The organism is Vreelandella venusta, assembly GCF_044809155.1.
Taxonomy (GTDB): domain Bacteria; phylum Pseudomonadota; class Gammaproteobacteria; order Pseudomonadales; family Halomonadaceae; genus Vreelandella; species Vreelandella venusta_B.
The window spans coordinates 1,855,996-1,874,275 of record NZ_CP085241.1 but is presented as its reverse complement, the minus strand read 5'-3'; the positions used below and the strand labels follow the sequence as shown (position 1 = coordinate 1,874,275).

At 54.8% G+C, this 18,280-nt stretch carries 18 protein-coding genes; 9 read left to right on the top strand and 9 right to left on the bottom strand.

Features of this window, described 5'->3' with window-relative positions:
* Window positions 1-47 precede the first annotated feature (47 nt).
* Window positions 48-1,868: an SEC-C metal-binding domain-containing protein gene (locus LG301_RS08850; protein ID WP_404475212.1), complete on the top strand. Its 1,821-nt coding sequence runs from the start codon at window positions 48-50 to the stop codon at window positions 1,866-1,868.
* Window positions 1,869-1,875: 7 nt separating this feature from the next.
* On the opposite strand, the gene LG301_RS08845 is transcribed toward LG301_RS08850, so the two are convergent.
* A complete protein-coding gene (locus LG301_RS08845) occupies window positions 1,876-3,243 on the bottom strand; it encodes an AmpG family muropeptide MFS transporter (RefSeq protein WP_404470713.1) in 1,368 nt (455 codons plus the stop codon).
* A gap of 133 nt (window positions 3,244-3,376) precedes the next feature.
* Between LG301_RS08845 and LG301_RS08840 the strand changes: the two genes are divergently transcribed.
* The 4 genes from LG301_RS08840 (at window position 3,377) to LG301_RS08825 (ending at window position 6,116) form a co-directional block, all read left to right on the top strand.
* Window positions 3,377-3,895 carry a peptidylprolyl isomerase gene (locus tag LG301_RS08840; RefSeq protein WP_404470712.1) on the top strand — a complete coding sequence of 173 codons (519 nt, stop codon included), beginning with the start codon at window positions 3,377-3,379 and terminating at the stop codon, window positions 3,893-3,895.
* A 240-nt stretch (window positions 3,896-4,135) separates the two neighbouring features.
* The gene (gene ccoM / locus LG301_RS08835) at window positions 4,136-4,261 is read left to right on the top strand and encodes a cytochrome c oxidase subunit CcoM (protein ID WP_263068528.1); all 126 of its coding nucleotides are present in this window, start codon (window positions 4,136-4,138) and stop codon (window positions 4,259-4,261) included.
* Between the two features lie 197 nt (window positions 4,262-4,458).
* Window positions 4,459-4,971, top strand: coding sequence for a hypothetical protein (locus LG301_RS08830; RefSeq protein ID WP_404470711.1), 513 nt, complete (start codon window positions 4,459-4,461; stop codon window positions 4,969-4,971).
* Window positions 4,965-6,116 carry a diguanylate cyclase domain-containing protein gene (locus LG301_RS08825; RefSeq protein WP_404470710.1) on the top strand — a complete coding sequence of 384 codons (1,152 nt, stop codon included), beginning with the start codon at window positions 4,965-4,967 and terminating at the stop codon, window positions 6,114-6,116. The genes LG301_RS08830 and LG301_RS08825 overlap by 7 nt, the downstream gene beginning before the upstream one ends.
* Here the strand turns inward: LG301_RS08825 and LG301_RS08820 are convergent.
* The 4 genes from LG301_RS08820 to LG301_RS08805 are packed head-to-tail and all read right to left on the bottom strand — an operon-like array spanning window position 6,100 to window position 10,497.
* Window positions 6,100-6,549 carry a group 1 truncated hemoglobin gene (locus LG301_RS08820; protein ID WP_404470709.1) on the bottom strand — a complete coding sequence of 150 codons (450 nt, stop codon included), beginning with the start codon at window positions 6,547-6,549 and terminating at the stop codon, window positions 6,100-6,102. The genes LG301_RS08825 and LG301_RS08820 overlap by 17 nt on opposite strands.
* A 45-nt stretch (window positions 6,550-6,594) precedes the next feature.
* On the bottom strand, window positions 6,595-7,452 hold the full coding sequence (locus tag LG301_RS08815; RefSeq protein ID WP_404470708.1) for a DUF3034 family protein: 858 nt from the start codon (window positions 7,450-7,452) through the stop codon (window positions 6,595-6,597).
* A 16-nt stretch (window positions 7,453-7,468) separates the two neighbouring features.
* Window positions 7,469-9,808 (bottom strand): putative bifunctional diguanylate cyclase/phosphodiesterase, encoded by a 2,340-nt coding sequence (locus LG301_RS08810; RefSeq protein ID WP_404470706.1) that lies wholly within the window; start codon window positions 9,806-9,808, stop codon window positions 7,469-7,471.
* Window positions 9,809-9,819: 11 nt separating this feature from the next.
* Window positions 9,820-10,497 (bottom strand): Cupredoxin, encoded by a 678-nt coding sequence (locus LG301_RS08805; protein ID WP_404470705.1) that lies wholly within the window; start codon window positions 10,495-10,497, stop codon window positions 9,820-9,822.
* Between the two features lie 221 nt (window positions 10,498-10,718).
* Between LG301_RS08805 and LG301_RS08800 the strand changes: the two genes are divergently transcribed.
* The gene (locus LG301_RS08800) at window positions 10,719-11,030 is read left to right on the top strand and encodes a hypothetical protein (RefSeq protein ID WP_263068538.1); all 312 of its coding nucleotides are present in this window, start codon (window positions 10,719-10,721) and stop codon (window positions 11,028-11,030) included.
* A 9-nt stretch (window positions 11,031-11,039) separates the two neighbouring features.
* Window positions 11,040-12,269 (top strand): PqqD family protein, encoded by a 1,230-nt coding sequence (locus LG301_RS08795; RefSeq protein ID WP_404470704.1) that lies wholly within the window; start codon window positions 11,040-11,042, stop codon window positions 12,267-12,269.
* On the opposite strand, the gene LG301_RS08790 is transcribed toward LG301_RS08795, so the two are convergent.
* Together LG301_RS08790 and LG301_RS08785 are read right to left on the bottom strand one after the other, a co-directional pair.
* Window positions 12,266-12,865, bottom strand: coding sequence for a lytic transglycosylase domain-containing protein (locus LG301_RS08790; protein WP_404470703.1), 600 nt, complete (start codon window positions 12,863-12,865; stop codon window positions 12,266-12,268). The two genes, LG301_RS08795 and LG301_RS08790, sit on opposite strands and share 4 nt — an antisense overlap.
* An 8-nt stretch (window positions 12,866-12,873) precedes the next feature.
* Window positions 12,874-14,607: a proline--tRNA ligase gene (locus tag LG301_RS08785; RefSeq protein ID WP_263068540.1), complete on the bottom strand. Its 1,734-nt coding sequence runs from the start codon at window positions 14,605-14,607 to the stop codon at window positions 12,874-12,876.
* A 254-nt stretch (window positions 14,608-14,861) separates the two neighbouring features.
* Here LG301_RS08785 and LG301_RS08780 point away from each other — a divergent pair, with 254 nt between their 5' ends.
* Complete coding sequence (locus LG301_RS08780) at window positions 14,862-15,296, top strand: hypothetical protein (protein WP_404470702.1); 435 nt, start codon at window positions 14,862-14,864, stop codon at window positions 15,294-15,296.
* Window positions 15,297-15,347: 51 nt separating this feature from the next.
* Here the strand turns inward: LG301_RS08780 and LG301_RS08775 are convergent, their stop codons facing one another.
* Complete coding sequence (locus LG301_RS08775) at window positions 15,348-16,514, bottom strand: benzoate/H(+) symporter BenE family transporter (protein WP_404470701.1); 1,167 nt, start codon at window positions 16,512-16,514, stop codon at window positions 15,348-15,350.
* A gap of 347 nt (window positions 16,515-16,861) precedes the next feature.
* On the opposite strand from LG301_RS08775, the gene LG301_RS08770 reads away from it, so the two are divergent.
* The gene (locus tag LG301_RS08770) at window positions 16,862-17,449 is read left to right on the top strand and encodes a helix-turn-helix domain-containing protein (RefSeq protein ID WP_404470700.1); all 588 of its coding nucleotides are present in this window, start codon (window positions 16,862-16,864) and stop codon (window positions 17,447-17,449) included.
* Here LG301_RS08770 and nfo read toward each other — a convergent pair.
* Complete coding sequence (nfo, locus tag LG301_RS08765) at window positions 17,419-18,279, bottom strand: deoxyribonuclease IV (protein WP_404470699.1); 861 nt, start codon at window positions 18,277-18,279, stop codon at window positions 17,419-17,421. The two genes, LG301_RS08770 and nfo, sit on opposite strands and share 31 nt — an antisense overlap.
* Window position 18,280: the final 1 nt, after the last annotated feature.

The following is an 18,280-nucleotide window of genomic DNA, read 5'->3' as shown; positions in this document are numbered from 1 at the left end:
CCCATTGGATGTTCAAAATCACTAGTCTTACAACAGTGGAGGCGGCAATGCTGGCGGTATGGGTCGATCAACTGCTGGGATTTGCCTCTGGGGCACTCTCGGCCATCAGGCAGCAGGAACACTACCCCGATTTTATGACATGGGTGCGTGGTAAGGGCGCAGAATCGTTTAATGGCAATGTCGCAACGGCTCAGGCGCTCGCGCCCATTTTATGGTCACAAGCGCCGTTAGAGCGGCTCAACTTTGGCTGTGAGCCGCTGGCGACTCCGGGCCGTAACGAGCCCTGCTGGTGCGATTCTGGGCGCAAATATAAACAGTGTTGCTACCGCGTTGAATTCCCAACGGAAATTCCCGAGCAGATGATGTGGATGCTGTCGCTTCGGGAGTGGAAGGGCGCCACGCTGAAAGCAGCGCTTGAGAGCCAGCAGGCCCCTGCCCAAGCGCTATTGGAAGCGGGTTTGATCGCTGCGGAGGGCGGCCAAACAGGGCGCTCCATGCAGATTCTTGAGTCGCTGTTTGATGGCAGTGACTGGTCGCGCCTACCCGAACAGGCGGAGCCTGCCTTTGAAATCCTCTTGGATATTTATCAAGAACGTGGTTTTACCCGCAAGCGCGCCGACCTTTTAGATGACGTGATGGAGCGTGGCCCGCTGTTTTTGCGCGGCGTGGCGCTTGAGCGTTTGTGCTTAATGCACCTGGATAACGACGACTTAGACAGCGCCCGCGCTGCGTTTGTGAAAGCGCAACAAGCGCTGCCTGACTCCCCGACGCTGGCTTACATTGAAGCGATGCTGCTGCTGCATGAAGGGCATGAGAGTGAGGCCAAAGAGCGCGCTGATTTTTGGTACCGCCGTTTGGTGCGTCAGGGCGATTTGGATGAAGAGCAGCTCGATTTTCTTGCCGCGCTGGCTGAAAACCCCGGTGCAACCCTTGCCGACCAGCTGCTAAGCGCTGAAGAGGACATGGCCACGCCCCTGGTGTCACTGCAGGCGTTGTTAGCTGCCTTGCCTATCGCTCCTAAGCTGAATATTAACCACGATCCAGAAACAGGGAAGCTGCTTTACACCACCACCGCTCGCGAAGAGACCCTATTTGCGACTTGGCACGAGCAGTTTCAAGTGATGGTGGATGAAGAGGTGGCGCTTGGCTTCCGTGACGACCCCTGGGGCAACGCGGTGGAGTGGATGTCGGCGCTGTGCGCGCACCCCGAGTGGCTAGATGCACCCCAAGTAGTGCAAGACGTAGCGCTTGCCCTCACCAGCCGGTTTGGTAGCTTACCGTGGATGGCGCCAAGCCTGCTGGAGCCGCTGGCACAGCGTCTCTCCCGCTGGTTAGAGCAAGCACGCGCTGCCGGTGACGGCAGTTTGTGCTGGGACGATGCGGATAATGCCATGCTGTTACGTACCGGCTTGGCGCTGGTGGTAGGTATGGAGCGTGGTGCCCGGCAACACTCCCGCGAGCTGGCCGAAGAGTTACTGGCGATAGACCAAGAAGATAGCCTGGGTCTAAAAGAGCTAGTGCTAGACCAGCTTTTAAGAGATGACCGCAACGAAGAAGCGCTAGCGCTGACTGATGAGCCGCATAAAGACGATGGCTCGCTGGTATTAGGGCTATTGATGGGCCGCACGTTGGCGCTTTATCGCCTAGCGAATCGCGATGCCGCTGAAACGGCTTTGGCAGAGGCTGTTGCCCATAACCGCTATGCGCTTGAGCTGCTGTGTGCTGAAAGCCCAAGGCCCTCCATGCCCTATGCCGATGGCCAGGTTGACCCTGGCTCCCGGGCAGAGGCATGGCAGTACCGCACGCTAATGCGTGACCAGTGGCGCACCACCCCAGGCGCTCTGGAGTGGCTTAATCATCACCGCTAACAGGCGGCTAGCTAGCCTGAGCGAGCGGGGTAGGGACTAGCTGCTTATCTCGGCTTATCCAGATCGCTAACGCAATCGCGGGTAAGCCGAGCAGTGTGGCTACCACAAAGAAAGTGGCATAGCCCTGGTCGCCCACCACAATGCCGCCAAATCCGCTCAAGAATTTGCCCGGCAGCGTCATCAGTGACGAAAATAGCGCGTACTGTGTGGCCGTGTAGGCCCGCGAGGTTAAGCTAGAGAGGAACGCAATAAACACCGCGCTGGCAAGCCCATTGGCGAGGTTATCGCCTATAATCGTTACCACCAGCATAGGCACTTGATTGCCAATCACAGCAAGAGCTGCAAACAGCAGGTTGGTTACCATTACCAAACCCGCACCAAACACGAGCAGCGGGCCAATGCCGTAACGGGCTACTAGCAGCCCGCCCAGTATGCCCCCTGCAATGCTCATGGCAATTCCAAAAATATTGGTAACATTGGCGATCGTTGCCAGCGAAAAGCCAAGGTCGATATAGAGCGGGTTCGCCATGGAGGCCATGGCAAGGTCGCTAATGCGAAACACCGCAATAAAGACCAAAATGCCCATCGCCTTCACACCATAGCGGCGGAAGAAGTCGGTAAAAGGGCAGACAATCGCTCCAATCCCCCAAGCACCTAAACGACGCAGCGTTTTGGGCTTGCCTCGGCTGGCACGAATAAACGCTCGCACTTTGGGTTCATGAATTAATTGCACGCTTAACGAGGCGCGTTTGGGCTCCGGGCGAATTAGCACGGTGAGCACGCCAATGCCTACCAGCGCAGCCATAGTGAGGTAGGCTGCGTTCCATGATACTGCCGAGGCCACGTAGAGCGCACCGGCCCCGGCCGCCAGCAGCCCGCCTCGATAGCCAATGATGTAGGTAGAGGCCATCGCCGCTTGAACATCGTCATCAGCGGACTCAATTCGGTAGGCATCGATGGCGATATCTTGCGTTGCGGAGCCAAACGCCACCAAAAGGGCAAAGGCTGCTACCCAGCCTAAGTTACCTACGGGGTCTACACCTGCCAAACCGACTAACCCAGCGGCAATCATGCCCTGGGCCAGCAGCATCCAGCCCCTGCGTTGGCCAAATGCGCGGGTTAGTAGCGGAAGCGCTAAACGATCTACAATCGGTGCCCAAAAAAACTTGATCGAGTAGAGCATACCAATCCAGGCAAAAAAGCCGATGGCGGCCACTTCTACACCGTCACTGCGTAGCCAGGCTGATAGCGTGGAAAATACCAGAAGAAACGGCAGGCCAGCGGAAAAGCCTAAAAACAGCATGGTGATCACAGGTGCTCGGCAGTAAATACCAAGCGCCGCCAACCAACTGCGCTGGGGCGTCGGGGTGGGCATGTAGTCATACACTCCAAAAAAGAAAACGTCAGTGTCGAGGCCCGCTCAAAAACCGGTCGGTGTTAGACTAGGCTCAGGGTTCATGGTTAGCACTCCATGACAACGCCCACAGCTTACCGGAGAGGAGTTTTCCATGTCGATTACGGCACATCAGGTAGTGACCTTACACTATGTACTCAGCGACGTACTTCACGATGGTAGTACCCACGTGTTGGATGACTCCCAGGCGCGTAGTACGCCGTTGGAGTACCTACACGGCCACAATAATATCCTACCTGGCCTGGAGCGTGCGCTAGAGGGAAAAGAGGCAGGAGCAGAGCTTCGTGTCACGTTAGCCCCCGCCGAAGCGTACGGAGTGCGCAATGATGACTTGGTGCAAGAGGTAAGCCGAGCGTCGTTTGGAAGCGCTGAGATTGAACCCGGTAGCCGATTTCAAACCGAAGGAGAAGCCGGGCCGCAAATTGTCACGGTGCTGAGTATTGACGGTGAGCAGGTCACGGTGGATACCAACCATCCCCTGGCAGGACATACCCTTCGCTACCAAGTAACCGTGTTAGACGTAAGAGAGGCTACCCGGGCAGAATTAGCCAAGGGTCACCCGTTACCACCGGGTACCGAGCACAGCAAAGTGGAAGACCGCAAAGTTTTGTGACAAAACGCTGAGACAACGTGCTGAGACAAAGTACTGAGACAAAGTGCTGTGACGTTATAGGTAAGCCACCTCCCTAAGTGCGGCTACCGAGCTAACCAAGTGCTTAGCATCCTTAGAAATGATGTGTGTCAAGTTCTTTACCGGTCCTAGTTGAGCCATCTTAAAAGCTTGACCCAGGTCAGTTTCCCCCTCCGTTAACCCCGTAGGATGAATGCATATATCACGGCGGGAGGGGAAGCCATGTACTGGGATGATACTGTCGTTTTTAGCTTAGTCACTATCGCGTTAGTGATTGCATTTATGATCGGTTGGGCTGGCTTTGTTATCCGCGACCATCTTCGTAAGGATGAGCGTAAAAAGCCTTAGTCTTATCGGTTGTTACCGTCGTCAGGGGAGGGGGCTTGCTTTTACGAGTAAGCTTCCTGTTGCCGGCCCACTTGGGCCGGCTTTTTTGTTTGTCCGTCTTTTCGTCTTAAGTTAATAGGCGTTGAAAACGATAGTCGTCATGCTCTGGTATAGTACTTTTACTGTAGACAATACTTGCCATTAGGGAACTCCTTTCCATGACCGCTGCTCGTTTATGCGTTGTATTTACTCAACGTTTTAGAAAGCAGGTAAAAGCGGGCTTTGCCTCTTTGTTACCACTGCTGATCGTTTTTCCATTAGCAAGTGTTCATGCGCAAGCGTTAACGCTCATCAACGGCGGTGATACCCGTCAACTCCCGGTCGCAACGCTACTCCAGCAGGCACAAACCACCTTTACGCTTTTTGATCCTTACCAGGGACGAGACGTGGAAATGCGTGGCTTTGAGTTCCGCGATTTCCTGATTGAGCAGTTTGGCGATATCCCTCCTGAGCTATATTTCACAGCCTGGGATGACTATAGCGTCACGCTCGGCGGGTGGGATGACCCCAATTGGTTCATGATTGTTGAAGAGGATGGCGAACCACTGTCACTTCGCTCTCGCGGGCCGTTTCGCTTGGTCGAGCGAGATTACGGAACGCGCGATGTCAACTCACTTCGTGAATTTAATGACTGGGTTTGGATGATTCGTAGCATAGAGGCCAGATGGTGAGTGCGAATCAGCCTGTAAAATCGCCTGAATCCGCTGAAAAACCAGGCTGGGTAAGACGCCGTTACGTCACGTGGCTTTCGCTAAGCCTGATGAGCTTTATGGCGCTGATGATGCTGATTGTTTATGAATCGCGCTGGGTGTATCCAGAAATCCAGGCCTACTTTAGCCAAACAGGCAGCTTAACAGGCCAGCAATTGGCTACTCGCTCTCGCGCTTACCTACAAAATGCCCAGCAAACGCTGCTCAACGACCAGCCAATGAGTGGGGAGAACATTGAGGCGATTTCATTGAATCTGGATCTCGCCTATGGGTTGATGGACGTGAGCGTTTATCATCAAGAGTATGCTTGCACGGGGCCGAGTGTCACGACGGTGGGTTCGCTTACCTCGCGTCTCACGCAAGATGCGCTTTCACCATTAGCTGCCTCGCGTGAGCTGTTAGAGCCTATTAACTGCCTAACGCACATTGAAATGGATCAGTTAGATCGCCGGGGTATGGTGATTAATAACTTCTCGGAAAGTACCCGACGCCATAGCCAAATGCTTATCTACTCCAGTATGACCATTTTCATCATGGGGTTACTTTTTTGGGTGATGCATGAGCGCCAACTGCGCCGGACGCAGCGTGCTACCGAGCAAAAAATTGCCTGGATGAAGCGAGCTATGCGTGACCCGCTCACCGGGATTGGCAACCGCAGCGCGCTACATCAAGAGGTTATGGCAAGAGCCAACCAGCCCCTTGGGTTGATTTTGGTAGATATCGACTTCTTCAAACAGTACAACGATGAACTGGGCCACCCTGCGGGCGATCAGCTATTGCGTCGTTTGGCCAGCCTGCTGAAAAAGCAGTTAGGCACGGAGGCTAAGCTGTATCGGCTAGGCGGTGATGAGTTTGCTGCCGTGTTACCGTGTGCTGATGACACCGAGCTAGCGCAGTACTGTGAATCGTTAATAACGGGGCTGACGGCTGAACAGTTTAACCACCCCGCCCATCCAGAAAACAAACAGGTAACGCTCAGCATAGGCGCTGTGCGCTTTATAGCGGTTGAAACAACCTTCGCGTACGCTTATGAAACGGCTGATAAAGCGCTGTATAGCGTGAAAGCGGCAGGTCGTGATGGCTGGCAGATCAGCGCAGGCGCATAATGTCATCGTAGAGAGGCGCTAAGCGGCCTAGCATGTCATTGCGGGCGGCGAGGTTGACGCCTTCTTCCTGCATTGCGGCATCAAGATATTCAACCACCCGGTTAAAGTGCGCGTTTGTAATCCCCATCGTTTGGTGGGCGCGGTCCATGGGCGGGCCGTCGTAAGTGCAGGGGCCATCGCTGATATCGCACAGCTGAGTCGCCAGCGATTCGGCAAATAGGTCAATATTGCTATTCACAAAGTAGCCCACGATGTCGTTGTCATCGGCAATGCGGTAAAGCAGGTTTTCCACCACCGCATCAATTGTGGTTTGTCCACCCATACGGTCGTAGAGCGTGGCTTGCGGGTGGGGTTGCGCGCAGCCAGTGAGCAGCAGGCTGGTAAGTGCCATGATGGTGAAGAGATGGCGTGCAGTAGAGGCTTGATACTTCATGGCAGCTCCTTGCTGTTTGCGCATAAGGGGGAGGTGTAAAGCGCTTTAAAACGCCGCCTGTAATGAGAAATAGCCACCGCGTTGGGAAGGCAGCCCCGCAATGTCGCCCAGGTCAAGCCATGCGCCCGTCACGGATAGGTGTTTGTTAAAAAAGTAAGCGCTGTAAACACTTTGCCAGTCGTCTTCTTTCGCCACGCCGAGGTTATTGGGTTTTTGGCGATACTCAGTGCCAACTATCCAGTTAGGGGTAATAAACACGCCTAAGCTACCCTCTGCCATCCATGAGCGACCGCCCTGGTCGCCACCAAACCCAAGCAATCCGCCTTGATTTGCCGCCGTATTACGCAGCGTGCCGTTGAGTAGAACGTTGCGACCTAAAAAAGCTTTAAACAGCAGTTTGCTGGCGCTTAGGTAAGCATCCGTGCCGCTCACATCATCAGCCCCCAATGCGGTGGGTACACTGCCATCTACCAATCGCTTGTGCATCACGCCGACACTCCAGATGCCCAGAGGGTGGTAGAGTACATCGCCAAATAGCCGGGCCTTAGCTCCATAAATATCCTGCTCAAGCTCTCCACCCAAAGTAGAGAGTTCGAGGGATTGGCGGGCAATGGATAGCTCCAGTCGATCGTATAGGTTGACGCTGGCCCCTGTGACGGTGAGCTGGTAATCATCAACCCAAGCCCGCGTGGCAGCCGCTGTAACGCCTATTTCGGTATCGCTAGCGGTGCTGGTCAGGACGGCCCAGGGCGATAATCCACCGCCGGCTGCGCCCTCAATGGCACTGACTGCACCGGTGCCTAAAATACGGCTACCCGCCACACTGGGCGCTGCCAGCCACAAAGTGCTAAGCGCGGCAAACGCCAGCAAGAAGCGCTGCATCAATAGGCCGGTATTGCGCATGTTGTCCCCTTGTTTATTAGTAAGTGGCCGTTGAGGCGAGTTGCAGCGGCTTGAACGCGCCCAGCCAGCGAGTAATATCTTCGGCGGGCATCGGTTTAGCAATCCAATAACCCTGAAGATAGTCGCAGCGCAGTTGATTCAAGATCAAAGCGCTAGCGCTGTTTTCCACCCCCTCCGCGACGATTTTAAGGCCTAGATTGTGGCCCATTTCAATAGTCGAGCGGACAATCGTGAGGTCCTCTTGCTGGGCATCGAGTTTTAGGACAAACGATTTATCGATTTTCAGCTCATCAACCGGCAGACGTTTGATCTGAGCAAGCGATGAATAGCCGGTGCCATAGTCATCAACAGCAATTTTCAGCCCTAACTGGCTTAACGCCATCAGCGTTTTCGTCGCGGCTTCAACATCCTGCATTACGGCGCTTTCGGTCACTTCAAGGGCTAATTGGTCGGTTGTTAAACCGTAGTGCTCTAACAGTTCGTGAATATGCTGTGGAAGGCTTGGGTCAGCGACGTCACTGGCCGACAAGTTGATTGCCACAGAGAGATGGAAGTTGTCGTTTTTCCAGGCGTGCAACTGCTGGCAGACGTCCGTTAGCATCCATTTAGTTAGCAACCCAATATCACCCGAGCGCTCGGCCAAGCCGATAAACTCATCAGGAGGCACAAACCCAAGGGTCGGGTGCCGCCAGCGCATGAGCGCTTCAAATTGGCAAACATGCCCAGTAGCGGTGTCCACTTTGGGTTGGTACGCCATCCATAGCTCGCTGTTATCCACCGCATTTTGCAGGTCTCGGATAAGCATCAATTGGCGAAGGTGCTGTTCGTCTTGGCCTTCAATATAGCGTTTGTGGTGGTGACCCAGGCGCCGTGCTTGATCAAGCGCGATGTCGGATCGACGAAGCAGTAGATGGGCACTATCACCATGGGTGGGGTGGCTGACTTCTCCTGTGGTTAGCGAAGGCGTTATAAAAGAATTATCGAGCCTGATGGGCCCGCTGATAAGCGCCATGATCTCTTCTCGCTGGTGTTTCTCAAGCGCGTTTTGGCGAATCATGAGCATTAACTCGTCGCCGTCCAAGCGGTATGCCTTCATAGTGGGTGAGGGCAGGTTGTGCATGCGCTGAGCGAGGCTAACCAAGAAATGATCGCCTAGCTCGTAGCCAAATGTATCGTTGATGCTGCGGAAATCTTTAATCCAGAGGCGTAAAAGGGTGAACGCTTGGCCCTGCTTGATACGCTGCTCGATATCCTCAAACGCGCTCGTTCGATTGGGTAAGTTAGTCAAACGGTCATGGCGTGATTGATGCAAAAGTGTCGCTTCGCGCTTGGCGATATCTTCCTGCATGGACAGCAGTGTGGTCGCTAGCTGGTGGGTTTCAGCGACAGTAGCGCCTGCTGGAATACGTTCGACACGCTCTCCCTGGCCAATGCGTTTGGCTGCCTGCGCCAGGGCCATCAGCGGCCTACTAATGCTGCGGGCACTCCACGCTGCCACCGCTAAGGTTAAGACTAATATGAGAGCCACAATGCCCAGTAGTTGCCATTGAAGTCGGCTATAGGCGCTTAGCAGCTCATCGCGGGAAAGCTGAATGACGACAAATGATTGGTAATATTCGTCGGTAAGTAGAGGCGATGAGTAGGACAGATAGCGCTTGTCGTTGCTCGTCTGGCCACGAGTCAAGTTGCCGCTTCTCTGTTGTTCCCCATTGATATTCACCTGTGGCATGGCGAGCTGCTGATGGTTAGAACTCGCCAAATAGCGCACGTCGCCAGCGGAATCGTAGGTGATGATGCCCGCTTCTAGTCCGGTAAGGGCATTGATTTCTTGGGTCACCTCTTCATCGATTAAAAACCCCATACCTACCCAGCCAATCAAGTTAGGAGCGCGAATCGGTAACAGCACAAACTCATAGGGCTGGCCGTCGTCAATGACTACGCCAACGCCGCTCCCTGTTTGCCGAGCACGCTGAAATAGCTCAGGAAATGGCATCTCACTTTGTTGCTCATGGTGACTGCTAGCCAGCATATTGCCGCTCAAATCGCTGAGCATCACCATATCGGCTTGGGCACGGTCGCCGTGGTTGGCGAGTACGGAGTAGAGCGTTGCGGTATCTTGAGTGGCCACCGCGCTTTTAAACCCGAAATCATCCGCTAAAATCGCGACATTATCCCGGAGTTGCTCACCACGAATGTCGAGCAACTGTTGAAAAACGCGGGCGCCAACCTCTAAACGCTGCTGGCCTTTCGCAAGCGCATCATTTTGGGTAGCGCGTAAAAAGGCAGCGCCAGTGGCAAGTTGCGAAATGATAACAACCGTCAACAGTACGAGTGTTAAACGAGTGCGAAAGCGCATGGTCACCTCAGTTAGTGACTGTGCGTAGCATTTTGAAAACGCTGCTGCAGAGGCGACAGCGTGGGCGGCTGTCGCGGCACCGCATTGAGTTCTAGTTCAACGGTGATATTGTCTTCATGACGGATCTCACCTTCCCACCAAACGTTTTGGCTATCATCCATACGACTATGCCATACCCGCATACGATGTGAGCCTTCCGGTAGCATAGGCAGGTTGAGCGTGCCGTCACCCTGGGTGAGCGCAGCATAGGGAGCATCGCTCACCACGATAAATGCCTGCATTTGATCATGAATATTGCACCCCAACACCACTACACCCGGTTGATCAAAGTGAATAGGCGGCGGCGTTTCATTGAGAAAGAGTTCCAGATCAAAGGGTTTAGCCTCAGAAAACGAAAATACATGATGTCGCGTGGTGTCTTCATTTGGAAATGCGACATAGCTGCCAGTAGGGACCGTAGTGACAGTAGGGTGGAAAGCGGCATCCCGTTGAATGATGTTTTTCTCAGCGGGTGCTGGTGAGGCTGCACGCTCAATGTAGACTTCGATCACTGCATGCTCTAACGGGAAGCCGTCAGTATCGATAACGTTCACCGTAGCCGCGTTAGTGTGAACGCTGAATAATGCGGCAAGAGTAATGAGCGGCCATGCAACATGGCGTAGACCCATCGTTTTACGCGTTAGGGGCATGGCGATAGACCTAATTAACGTCAACTGTAGTGTCTTATCATGTCGTTATTGCACTGAAAAGTCATGTTATCGCATTAACGATGTACTCACAGAGTGTTAAAAAAGAGTAAATAATAGGGAAGTCGTCCCAACCGTATGGTGTCTTCTGCAGGACAGGGCTTAAAGTTGTTTCAGAAACAGTGTTCGATAATCTGTTGTCTAGCCGAGACTGGAGAAACATCATGAGTAACGAGACGGATGATCTACTCACAAAGCGTCGTTCGCGCCGCCAAGTACTAGCACGTTTAGGGCTAGGCGCTGCTGCGCTTTACGTTGCCCCTACGCTACTTTCCTTGAATCAAGCAGAGGCCCGCTACTCACGTACTAGCTACTCGCGGCCTAGCTATTCCCGTCCTAGCTATTCCCGTCCTAGCTATTCTCGGCCACGGCATAAACGTCCGCACTACTCCCGCTACGATCGTCCCCGGCCCTCGCGCTTCGACAGTGGTGGGGTAATCGAAATTCGCCTTAGCCGCTTATTGCCACGCTGGTAGGAGGATGCCGTGCTTACATCAGCCGCTTTCAACGATTATGCCTTGGAAGGTCTCGGCCCCTGTTTACGCTTAGTGGAGGCAGAGCCATTACTGCCTACGCTTCGTCAAGCAATGCTGGGCTGGCCCCTCTCGTCTTGTGTGGCGCAGAAAGCGACGCCTGATATTTGCGTTTGGCGCCATCCGGAAGGGTATTGGCAGGAAGCGCCAGCGCTACCCAAAGGCATGCTGCTGGATACGCCGGTAGGGACTGCGTGTAGTGTCATTGCCGATGTCGCTGGCGCATTTTTACGTAAGCATCCAGAACTCGTTGGCCTGCACTGCGGGTCTGTGGAAATTAACGGCCAGCTGGTGATTTTTCCAGATGCTCATCGGGCGGGTAAGAGCACGTTAACATCCGCGTTTGCAGCCGCTGGCTACCGCGTGTTCGGCGACGATGTGCTGGCGCTCAATCAGCAGGGTGAGGGCATTGCTTTGGGGGTTGCGCCCCGGCTTCGGCTGCCACTGCCTGAAACGCTGGCCACCGACTTTCAGCACTTTGTGGCCTGCCATCTTGGCCCCTTTGATGAGCGCTATGGCTATTTGCGGCTGCCCGCTTCTCGTTTAGCTGCGCATGGTGATAAGCGTCCGCTGGGTGCTATTTTGTTGATTGATCGTGACCACTCACTATCAAGCCCTCAGTTAACGCGCTTGCAGCCGGGGGATGGTCTTTGGCAGCTGTTGCAGCAGAATTTTGCGGAACACGAGCCAGACCAAGCGTTGATTGAACGCTTTCTTCCCATTCTGCAGAAGCTGCCCTGTTTTTTACTGCGCTATCCCGATGCTTATGAGGCAGCCGTTTGGCTAACTCAGCGGTGGCAGGGGCAGCCCTTTCAAGCTGACACGCCTGCAACGCAGCCCATGGGCGCCGAGTGTCGTCATCCTACATGCGCTGCGCTCTCACTTGATGACGCGCGTTGTTGGCAAACGAGCGCGGGGGCATGCGAGTGGCTAGTTGGCGACGAGCTATTTGTCATTGGGCAATCGGGAGGGGATGTTCATCGTATGAACGCGACCAGCCGTGCCGTTTGGGAACTGCTTAAAAACGAGCCGCTGACGTTGGAAGATGTGAGTGAAACGCTAGACGAATTCTTTGGCGGGGTGGGATTGATGCAGATAAAGCGTGATATGGCGCAGCTGCTGGCTAATCTGGATCACGTCGGTTTAATTCATGAGGCGTGCGAGCCGTTATCTACTGCTTAGCGCCAATAGTCACGCCATGTTTTCAGCACCCGCTCAGGATACCAGGTCTGCCCCAGGCTACCGTTGTAGCGCGCCAGTGCACGGGTGAAATCGCCCCGTTCAACGGCCAGGTAGTGGGCCAAAATAGTGCAGCCGTAGCGCAGGTTGCGGTTCGGTTCGGTAAGGTCATCCATGGGTAGGCCAAGCTCCTCTACCCAAAAAGGCATGATCTGCATTAAGCCGACGGCACCGGCAGATGAAACGGCATCGGCGTTAAAGGCGCTTTCTACCTGAATTAACGCCAGCACCAGTTCGGGGGGTAGCCCAGCTAACCGCGCCTCACGGTAAAGGCGAGTCAGCAGCGTGTGGCGCCGTTCAGGCGATGCGATAAAGCGGGCAAGCGGCGCATCCATTCGGCTGCGCCACTGCTGCAGCTGCCACTGAGCGTGGGGCGTTTGTTGATCAGCGGTTTCAAACGTTAGGCGCAGCGGTTCTTCGGCGGCGCTTTGTATAGGGTGGGCAGCCGTTGCAAGGCTGCCCACTAGTATCCACTGACTTACGCTTTTCACATGTAGCCGCTTGCGCTGTAAACGCTGCCACGGCAATCTCAGTGACATGGTCCCGCTTACTCTGCGTTGATAAGGCCCGCCTGCTCACGCAGGAAATCGACAATTTTCTCAGCAGGGATCATCGTCGCTTCGCTATCGCGACGGCCTTTGTACTCCAGTTCGCCGTTGTCCAAGCCACGGTCGCCAATGACCAAGCGGTGAGGTACGCCCATTAGTTCCAGGTCGGCAAACTTCACGCCGGGGCGGGTGTCGCGGTCATCCAGCAGTACATCTAAACCAGCGGCGGTCAGCGTTTGGTAGAGGCGCTCAGACTCTTCACGCACGCGCTGAGATTTATGCGCGTTCATGGGGACAAGTGCGACCTGGAACGGTGCGATGGCGTTGGGCCAGATGATCCCGGATTCATCGTGATTCTGCTCAATAGCAGCGGCTACCACGCGGGTGACGCCAATGCCATAGCAGCCCATCCACGGGTGGCTGGTTTTGCCGTTGTCGCCTAGCACGCTGGCATTCATCGCTTCGGAGTACTTCTGGCCAAGCTGGAATACGTGGCCGACTTCGATGCCGCGCTTGATCGAGAGCGTGCCTTGGCCATCGGGTGACGGGTCGCCTTCTACGACGTTACGCAGGTCAGCGACCTGGGGCAGGGCAGCATCACGCTCCCAGTTGATGCCGAAGTAGTGCTTGCCATCGACGTTGGCACCCGCGCCGAAGTCGCTCATTAAGGCAACGCTGCGGTCGATGATGATCGGCATTTCTAAACCGACTGGGCCTAAAGAACCCGGGCCTGCACCCACAGCGGCACGAATTTCCTCTTCGCTGGCCATGGTTAGCGGGGCTTTTACCTGAGGCAGGTTTTCCGCTTTGACTTCGTTGAGTTCGTGGTCGCCGCGTACCAGCAGCGCAATGAGGCCGCCTTCCGCCGCGTGAACCATCAGCGTTTTGACGGTTTTCTCAATGGGCAGCTTGAACTGCTCTACCAGCGTGGCGATGGTTTTGGCATCCGGTGTATCAACCAAACGCAGCTCTTCGCTGGGGGCCGCACGTTCAACGTTGCTGCCTAAGGGTGCGGGCAGCGCTTCAGCTTTTTCGATGTTGGCAGCGTAATCAGATGCGTTGGAGAAGACGATATCGTCTTCGCCGGAGTCGGCCAGCACGTGGAATTCATGAGAGCCTGTGCCGCCAATCGAGCCGTTATCGGCAATCACCGGGCGGAAGTCGAGGCCCAGGCGGGTGAAAATACGTGAATAGGCGTCGTACATGCCTTGGTAGGTCTCTTTGAGCGAGGCTTCGTCCAGGTGGAAGGAGTAGGCATCTTTCATGATGAATTCACGCGAGCGCATCACGCCAAAGCGTGGGCGGATCTCGTCGCGGAATTTGGTTTGAATCTGATAGAAGTTCACCGGTAGCTGCTTGTAGCTGGCGATCTCTTTACGCACCAGGTCAGTGATAACTTCTTCATGGGTAGGCCCCACGCAGTAGTCGCGGTCATGGCGATCTTTTAAACGCAGCAGCTCAGGGCCGTACTGCTCCCAGCGGCCCGACTCCTGCCATAGGTCGGCAGGCTGAACGGCGGGCATTAATACTTCTTGGGCGCCGGCGCGGTTCATCTCTTCGCGAACAATGGCTTCCACCTTGCGCAGGGTGCGTAGCCCCAGGGGCAGCCAGGTATACAGGCCCGAGGTGAGACGGCGGATCATCCCGGCGCGCAGCATTAACTGGTGGCTGATGACTTCAGCGTCGGCCGGGGTTTCTTTTAATGTCGCAATCAATAATTGGCTGGCGCGCATGGGCGTGAGCATTCCTTGGTTAGTAGCGGTGATGCTGAATCGTTGTGTCGAACGTAGCGCTTAATCGAGCGTTGAATCCGGCATTGTACGGCTAAGCGGGTAAGGCGGCAAAATCCTAACTCTTTCGCTTAGCAACGCTTAGGTTAAATTGTGCTAAGCTTGATCAGATTTTTGGCTCGATAGCGATCGTCAATTGGTGTCTCATGTGGCATTGCCACCAGCTATCGGTAGGTTAGAACAGTGAGGAAATTTTCATGCAGCAAGCATTGCGCCGTTGGCTAGCGGGGGCGATGGTAGGTGTCTCCATCGTAGCACTCAGTGGGTGTGGAACACTTTTTCATCCTGAACGAAAAGGGCAGTTAAGTGGCGATGTAGACCCGGTAGTTGCCATCGCGAACGGCGTTGGTTTGCTGTTCTTTATTGTGCCGGGTGTTATTGCGTATGCAGTTGATTTCTCAAATGGCACTATCTATCTGCCCAGCCATAGTAGCGCATCGGTAGATGTGCATCATTTGAATGATGCGATGGATGTAGCGTCACTTGAGAAGCTCCTGTCGGATAAAGCGGGTCAGCCCGTTAGTTTGGAAAGTGAGCTGGTCATGATTGAAGAAGTGGATAGCTTAGATGAAGCGCTTGCGATGATTAGGATGTCAGGCGTGCTGGATGAGGAGCGTTTAGCCACCATGTAAGCGCTTCAATGAACGCCCCTAGCCGTAGCTAACGGCTAGGGGCGTTTTCGTTCAAAGCGTCTTAACAGCGCTAGCTTTTCTGATCGTGGTAAATTTCAGCACGATTAATCCTGCCACCAGTCCCCAAAAGGCGCCCCCAATTCCCAGCAGTGAAATGCCTGACCCGGTAAGCAGAAACGTGACAATAGCAGCATCACGCTGTTCGCTACTCTCAAAGGCGCCGGCGAGGCCGCTACTTAGTGTGCTCAGTAGCGCAATACCTGCTAGCGACATCACTAATACGCTAGGTAAGGCATTAAAAATGCCGGTGACCGTGGCGCCAAAAATGCCCATGAGGATATACAGTACGCCCGCTGCGACCCCAGCTGTGTAGCGACGCTGCGGATCTGCGTGCGCATCTGGCCCCATGCATACCGCCGCGCTGATAGCCGCCATATTAAGCGCATAGCCGCCAAAGGGCGCGAGAAGCAGGGTGGCAACGCCCGTGAAACCAATTAATGGCGAGCTGTTAGGCCGATAACCTGCTGCTCTTAGCACTGCCATCGCGGGTAGGTTTTGAGTCGCCATGGTGATCACAAACAGGGGTATGCCAATGCCAATCAGCGTTGAGGGGTTGAAAATAGGGGCCGTGAATACCGGTGTTGCAGGGGTGAGTGGCAGTCCCTGCAAATTTATTTGCCCAAGAAACACGGCAACTAGTATGCCGGTGAGCAGCACGCAAGGTACCGCAAGCGTTGGGCACAAACGGCGACCCGCCACCCAGGCAGCTAACATGGACAGGGGCAGCAGCCACTGACGTTCCATCACGTTAAAAAGCTCTAGCCCAAAACGCAGCAGAATCCCGGCTAGCATCGCGGAAGCAATAGCGCTGGGGATGTGACGCATTAAGCGTTCAAACAGTCCCGTTACCCCGCACAGGGTGATGAGTAGCGCTGAGAATAAAAATGCCCCGATTGCCTCTTCGATAGGAATGCCGGGAAGACTAGTGGCCAGAAACGCCGCCCCTGGAGTAGACCACGCGGTTAAAAGCGGCATGCGGTAGCGCAGAGAAAGCCCTAATGACGTAAGCCCCATGCCTACTCCCAGCGCCCACAGCCACGAGCTGATTTGCGCCGCGCTCGCACCCGCAGCGGCAGCTGCCTGAAAGATAATGGCTGCGGAGCTGGTGTAGCCAATGATGACCGCAACGCAACCTGCGGTAACGGTCGAAAGGCTCATGTCGCGCCAAAAGGCGCTTTTTAAGGAGGGGACGGTCTTAGAGGCCGTAGAGTTTGGCGCTTCCATGGGGCAACCTCACTTGCGTATAAGATTGTGCGTTATAGCGCACAAAGCGCAAGGTTATCACTGTGCGTCATAACGCACAATAGAGGCCTGAAGGGTTTTGTAGCGCCCTGTTGCTTGACGCCGCTCACTCCTTTCAGTTGTGCATGTTACTGCCTGGGGGAACTTCATGGTTGATACCAAACGCAGGCAGAGTAACAGCGGTGGCAGTAAAGGTGCGAACGCCCCGTGCCGCAGGTGCGAGTAGCCGGTAAACTAGCCATATTCCATCAAAGGAGAGCCATATGGCACACGTACTCCCGACTATTGCAGAACATATCGCGGGAACCGTTAAACAACTGCGTAAAGAGCGCGGCTGGAGCCTAGACCGTGCTGCTGGGGCTACCGGGGTAAGCAAAGCCATGTTAGGTCAGATTGAGCGGGGGGAATCCAGCCCGACGGTGTCTACCCTTTGGAAGATCGCCAGTGGTTTTAAAGTCTCGTTCTCTCGGCTATTTGACGGGGATAAGCCTGCGCTGGGCGAGCTGCACCGGGACGGCTGGGAGTCGGTATGGGGCGAGGATAGCGTGGGAATGCAGGCGAGGTTGCTGTTCCCTTACGACCCGCTGCTGGGCTTTGAAATGTTTATGATTGAGCTAGCACCCGGTGCGATGAGTGAATCATCAGCCCACGCAAGCGGGGTCGTGGAGCATATCGTCGTGGTGGAAGGAGAAATGGAGCTGCGCATTGATGAGCGTTGGCAAACTCTTCGCGTAGGCGAGGGGCTGCGCTTTTTTGCCGACAGACCCCACGCCATGCGTAATAACAGCGATACGCGGCTACGCTTTCACGATGTGATTCACTACCTACCGGGTGCGGCTTCCGGCGCCTGAGCGCGCAGCCAGTTAAGCTCTTCTGCCCAGATCTCGGGTTCAACGGTTTCTAAAATCATGGGAATACCGCTAATGCGCGCATCCTGCATGATAGTGGTAAACGCCGCGAGCCCAATGTTGCCTTTACCCAAGCTATGGTGGCGGTCAACGCGGCTGGCAAAAGCGCTTTTGGCATCGTTTAAGTGCATGCCCCGCAAAAACTCAAAGCCCACCACGTTGCCAAGCTCATTCAGCGTGTTTTGGGCAGCCTCGGCGGTGCGTAAGTCATAGCCTGCCGCGAAGGCGTGGCAGGTATCAATACAGACACCAACGCGGGCTTTATCGTCGACGTGTTCGATGATTTCCGCAAGATGCTCAAAGCGCCAGCCAAGATTAGTGCCTTGGCCTGCGGTGTTTTCAATAACCGCTGTTACGCCTTGGGTGTGGGCGAGCGCTTCGTTGAGCGATTCGGCAATCCGCTTAAGGCAATCGGATTCGCTGATTTTATTTAAATGGCTGCCGGGGTGAAAATTAAGTAGCGTAAGGCCCAGTTGCTCGCAGCGTTGCATTTCGTCTAAAAACGCTGCGCGGGATTTTGCGAGCCCTTCCGCTTCAGGGTGGCCCAAGTTAATCAGGTAGCTGTCGTGGGGTAAAATCTGCTCAGGGCCAAAGCCGTGCCTTTTACAGGCCTGTTTAAACGCCAAAATGGCCTCGTCGGTAAGCGGTTTGCCTTTCCACTGACGCTGATTTTTGGTGAACAGGGCAAACGCCGTTGCTCCGATTTCCACGGCGCGGGTAACGGCTTGGTCTGCACCGCCCGCTGCGCTTACGTGGGCGCCTAGGTATTTCATC

Coding starts and splice junctions, on each gene's coding strand:
- LG301_RS08825 (WP_404470710.1), top strand. CDS start 4,965: ATGGTGAGTGCGAATCAGCCTGTAAAATCGCCTGAATCCGCTGAAAAA.
- LG301_RS08790 (WP_404470703.1), bottom strand. CDS start 12,865: ATGTCACTGAGATTGCCGTGGCAGCGTTTACAGCGCAAGCGGCTACAT.
- LG301_RS08775 (WP_404470701.1), bottom strand. CDS start 16,514: ATGAGCCTTTCGACCGTTACCGCAGGTTGCGTTGCGGTCATCATTGGC.
- nfo (WP_404470699.1), bottom strand. CDS start 18,279: ATGAAATACCTAGGCGCCCACGTAAGCGCAGCGGGCGGTGCAGACCAA.
- ccoM (WP_263068528.1), top strand. CDS start 4,136: ATGTACTGGGATGATACTGTCGTTTTTAGCTTAGTCACTATCGCGTTA.
- LG301_RS08805 (WP_404470705.1), bottom strand. CDS start 10,497: ATGCCCCTAACGCGTAAAACGATGGGTCTACGCCATGTTGCATGGCCG.
- LG301_RS08840 (WP_404470712.1), top strand. CDS start 3,377: ATGTCGATTACGGCACATCAGGTAGTGACCTTACACTATGTACTCAGC.
- LG301_RS08770 (WP_404470700.1), top strand. CDS start 16,862: ATGGCACACGTACTCCCGACTATTGCAGAACATATCGCGGGAACCGTT.
- LG301_RS08785 (WP_263068540.1), bottom strand. CDS start 14,607: ATGCGCGCCAGCCAATTATTGATTGCGACATTAAAAGAAACCCCGGCC.
- LG301_RS08850 (WP_404475212.1), top strand. CDS start 48: ATGCTGGCGGTATGGGTCGATCAACTGCTGGGATTTGCCTCTGGGGCA.
- LG301_RS08845 (WP_404470713.1), bottom strand. CDS start 3,243: ATGCCCACCCCGACGCCCCAGCGCAGTTGGTTGGCGGCGCTTGGTATT.
- LG301_RS08800 (WP_263068538.1), top strand. CDS start 10,719: ATGAGTAACGAGACGGATGATCTACTCACAAAGCGTCGTTCGCGCCGC.
- LG301_RS08780 (WP_404470702.1), top strand. CDS start 14,862: ATGCAGCAAGCATTGCGCCGTTGGCTAGCGGGGGCGATGGTAGGTGTC.
- LG301_RS08815 (WP_404470708.1), bottom strand. CDS start 7,452: ATGCGCAATACCGGCCTATTGATGCAGCGCTTCTTGCTGGCGTTTGCC.
- LG301_RS08820 (WP_404470709.1), bottom strand. CDS start 6,549: ATGAAGTATCAAGCCTCTACTGCACGCCATCTCTTCACCATCATGGCA.
- LG301_RS08830 (WP_404470711.1), top strand. CDS start 4,459: ATGACCGCTGCTCGTTTATGCGTTGTATTTACTCAACGTTTTAGAAAG.
- LG301_RS08810 (WP_404470706.1), bottom strand. CDS start 9,808: ATGCGCTTTCGCACTCGTTTAACACTCGTACTGTTGACGGTTGTTATC.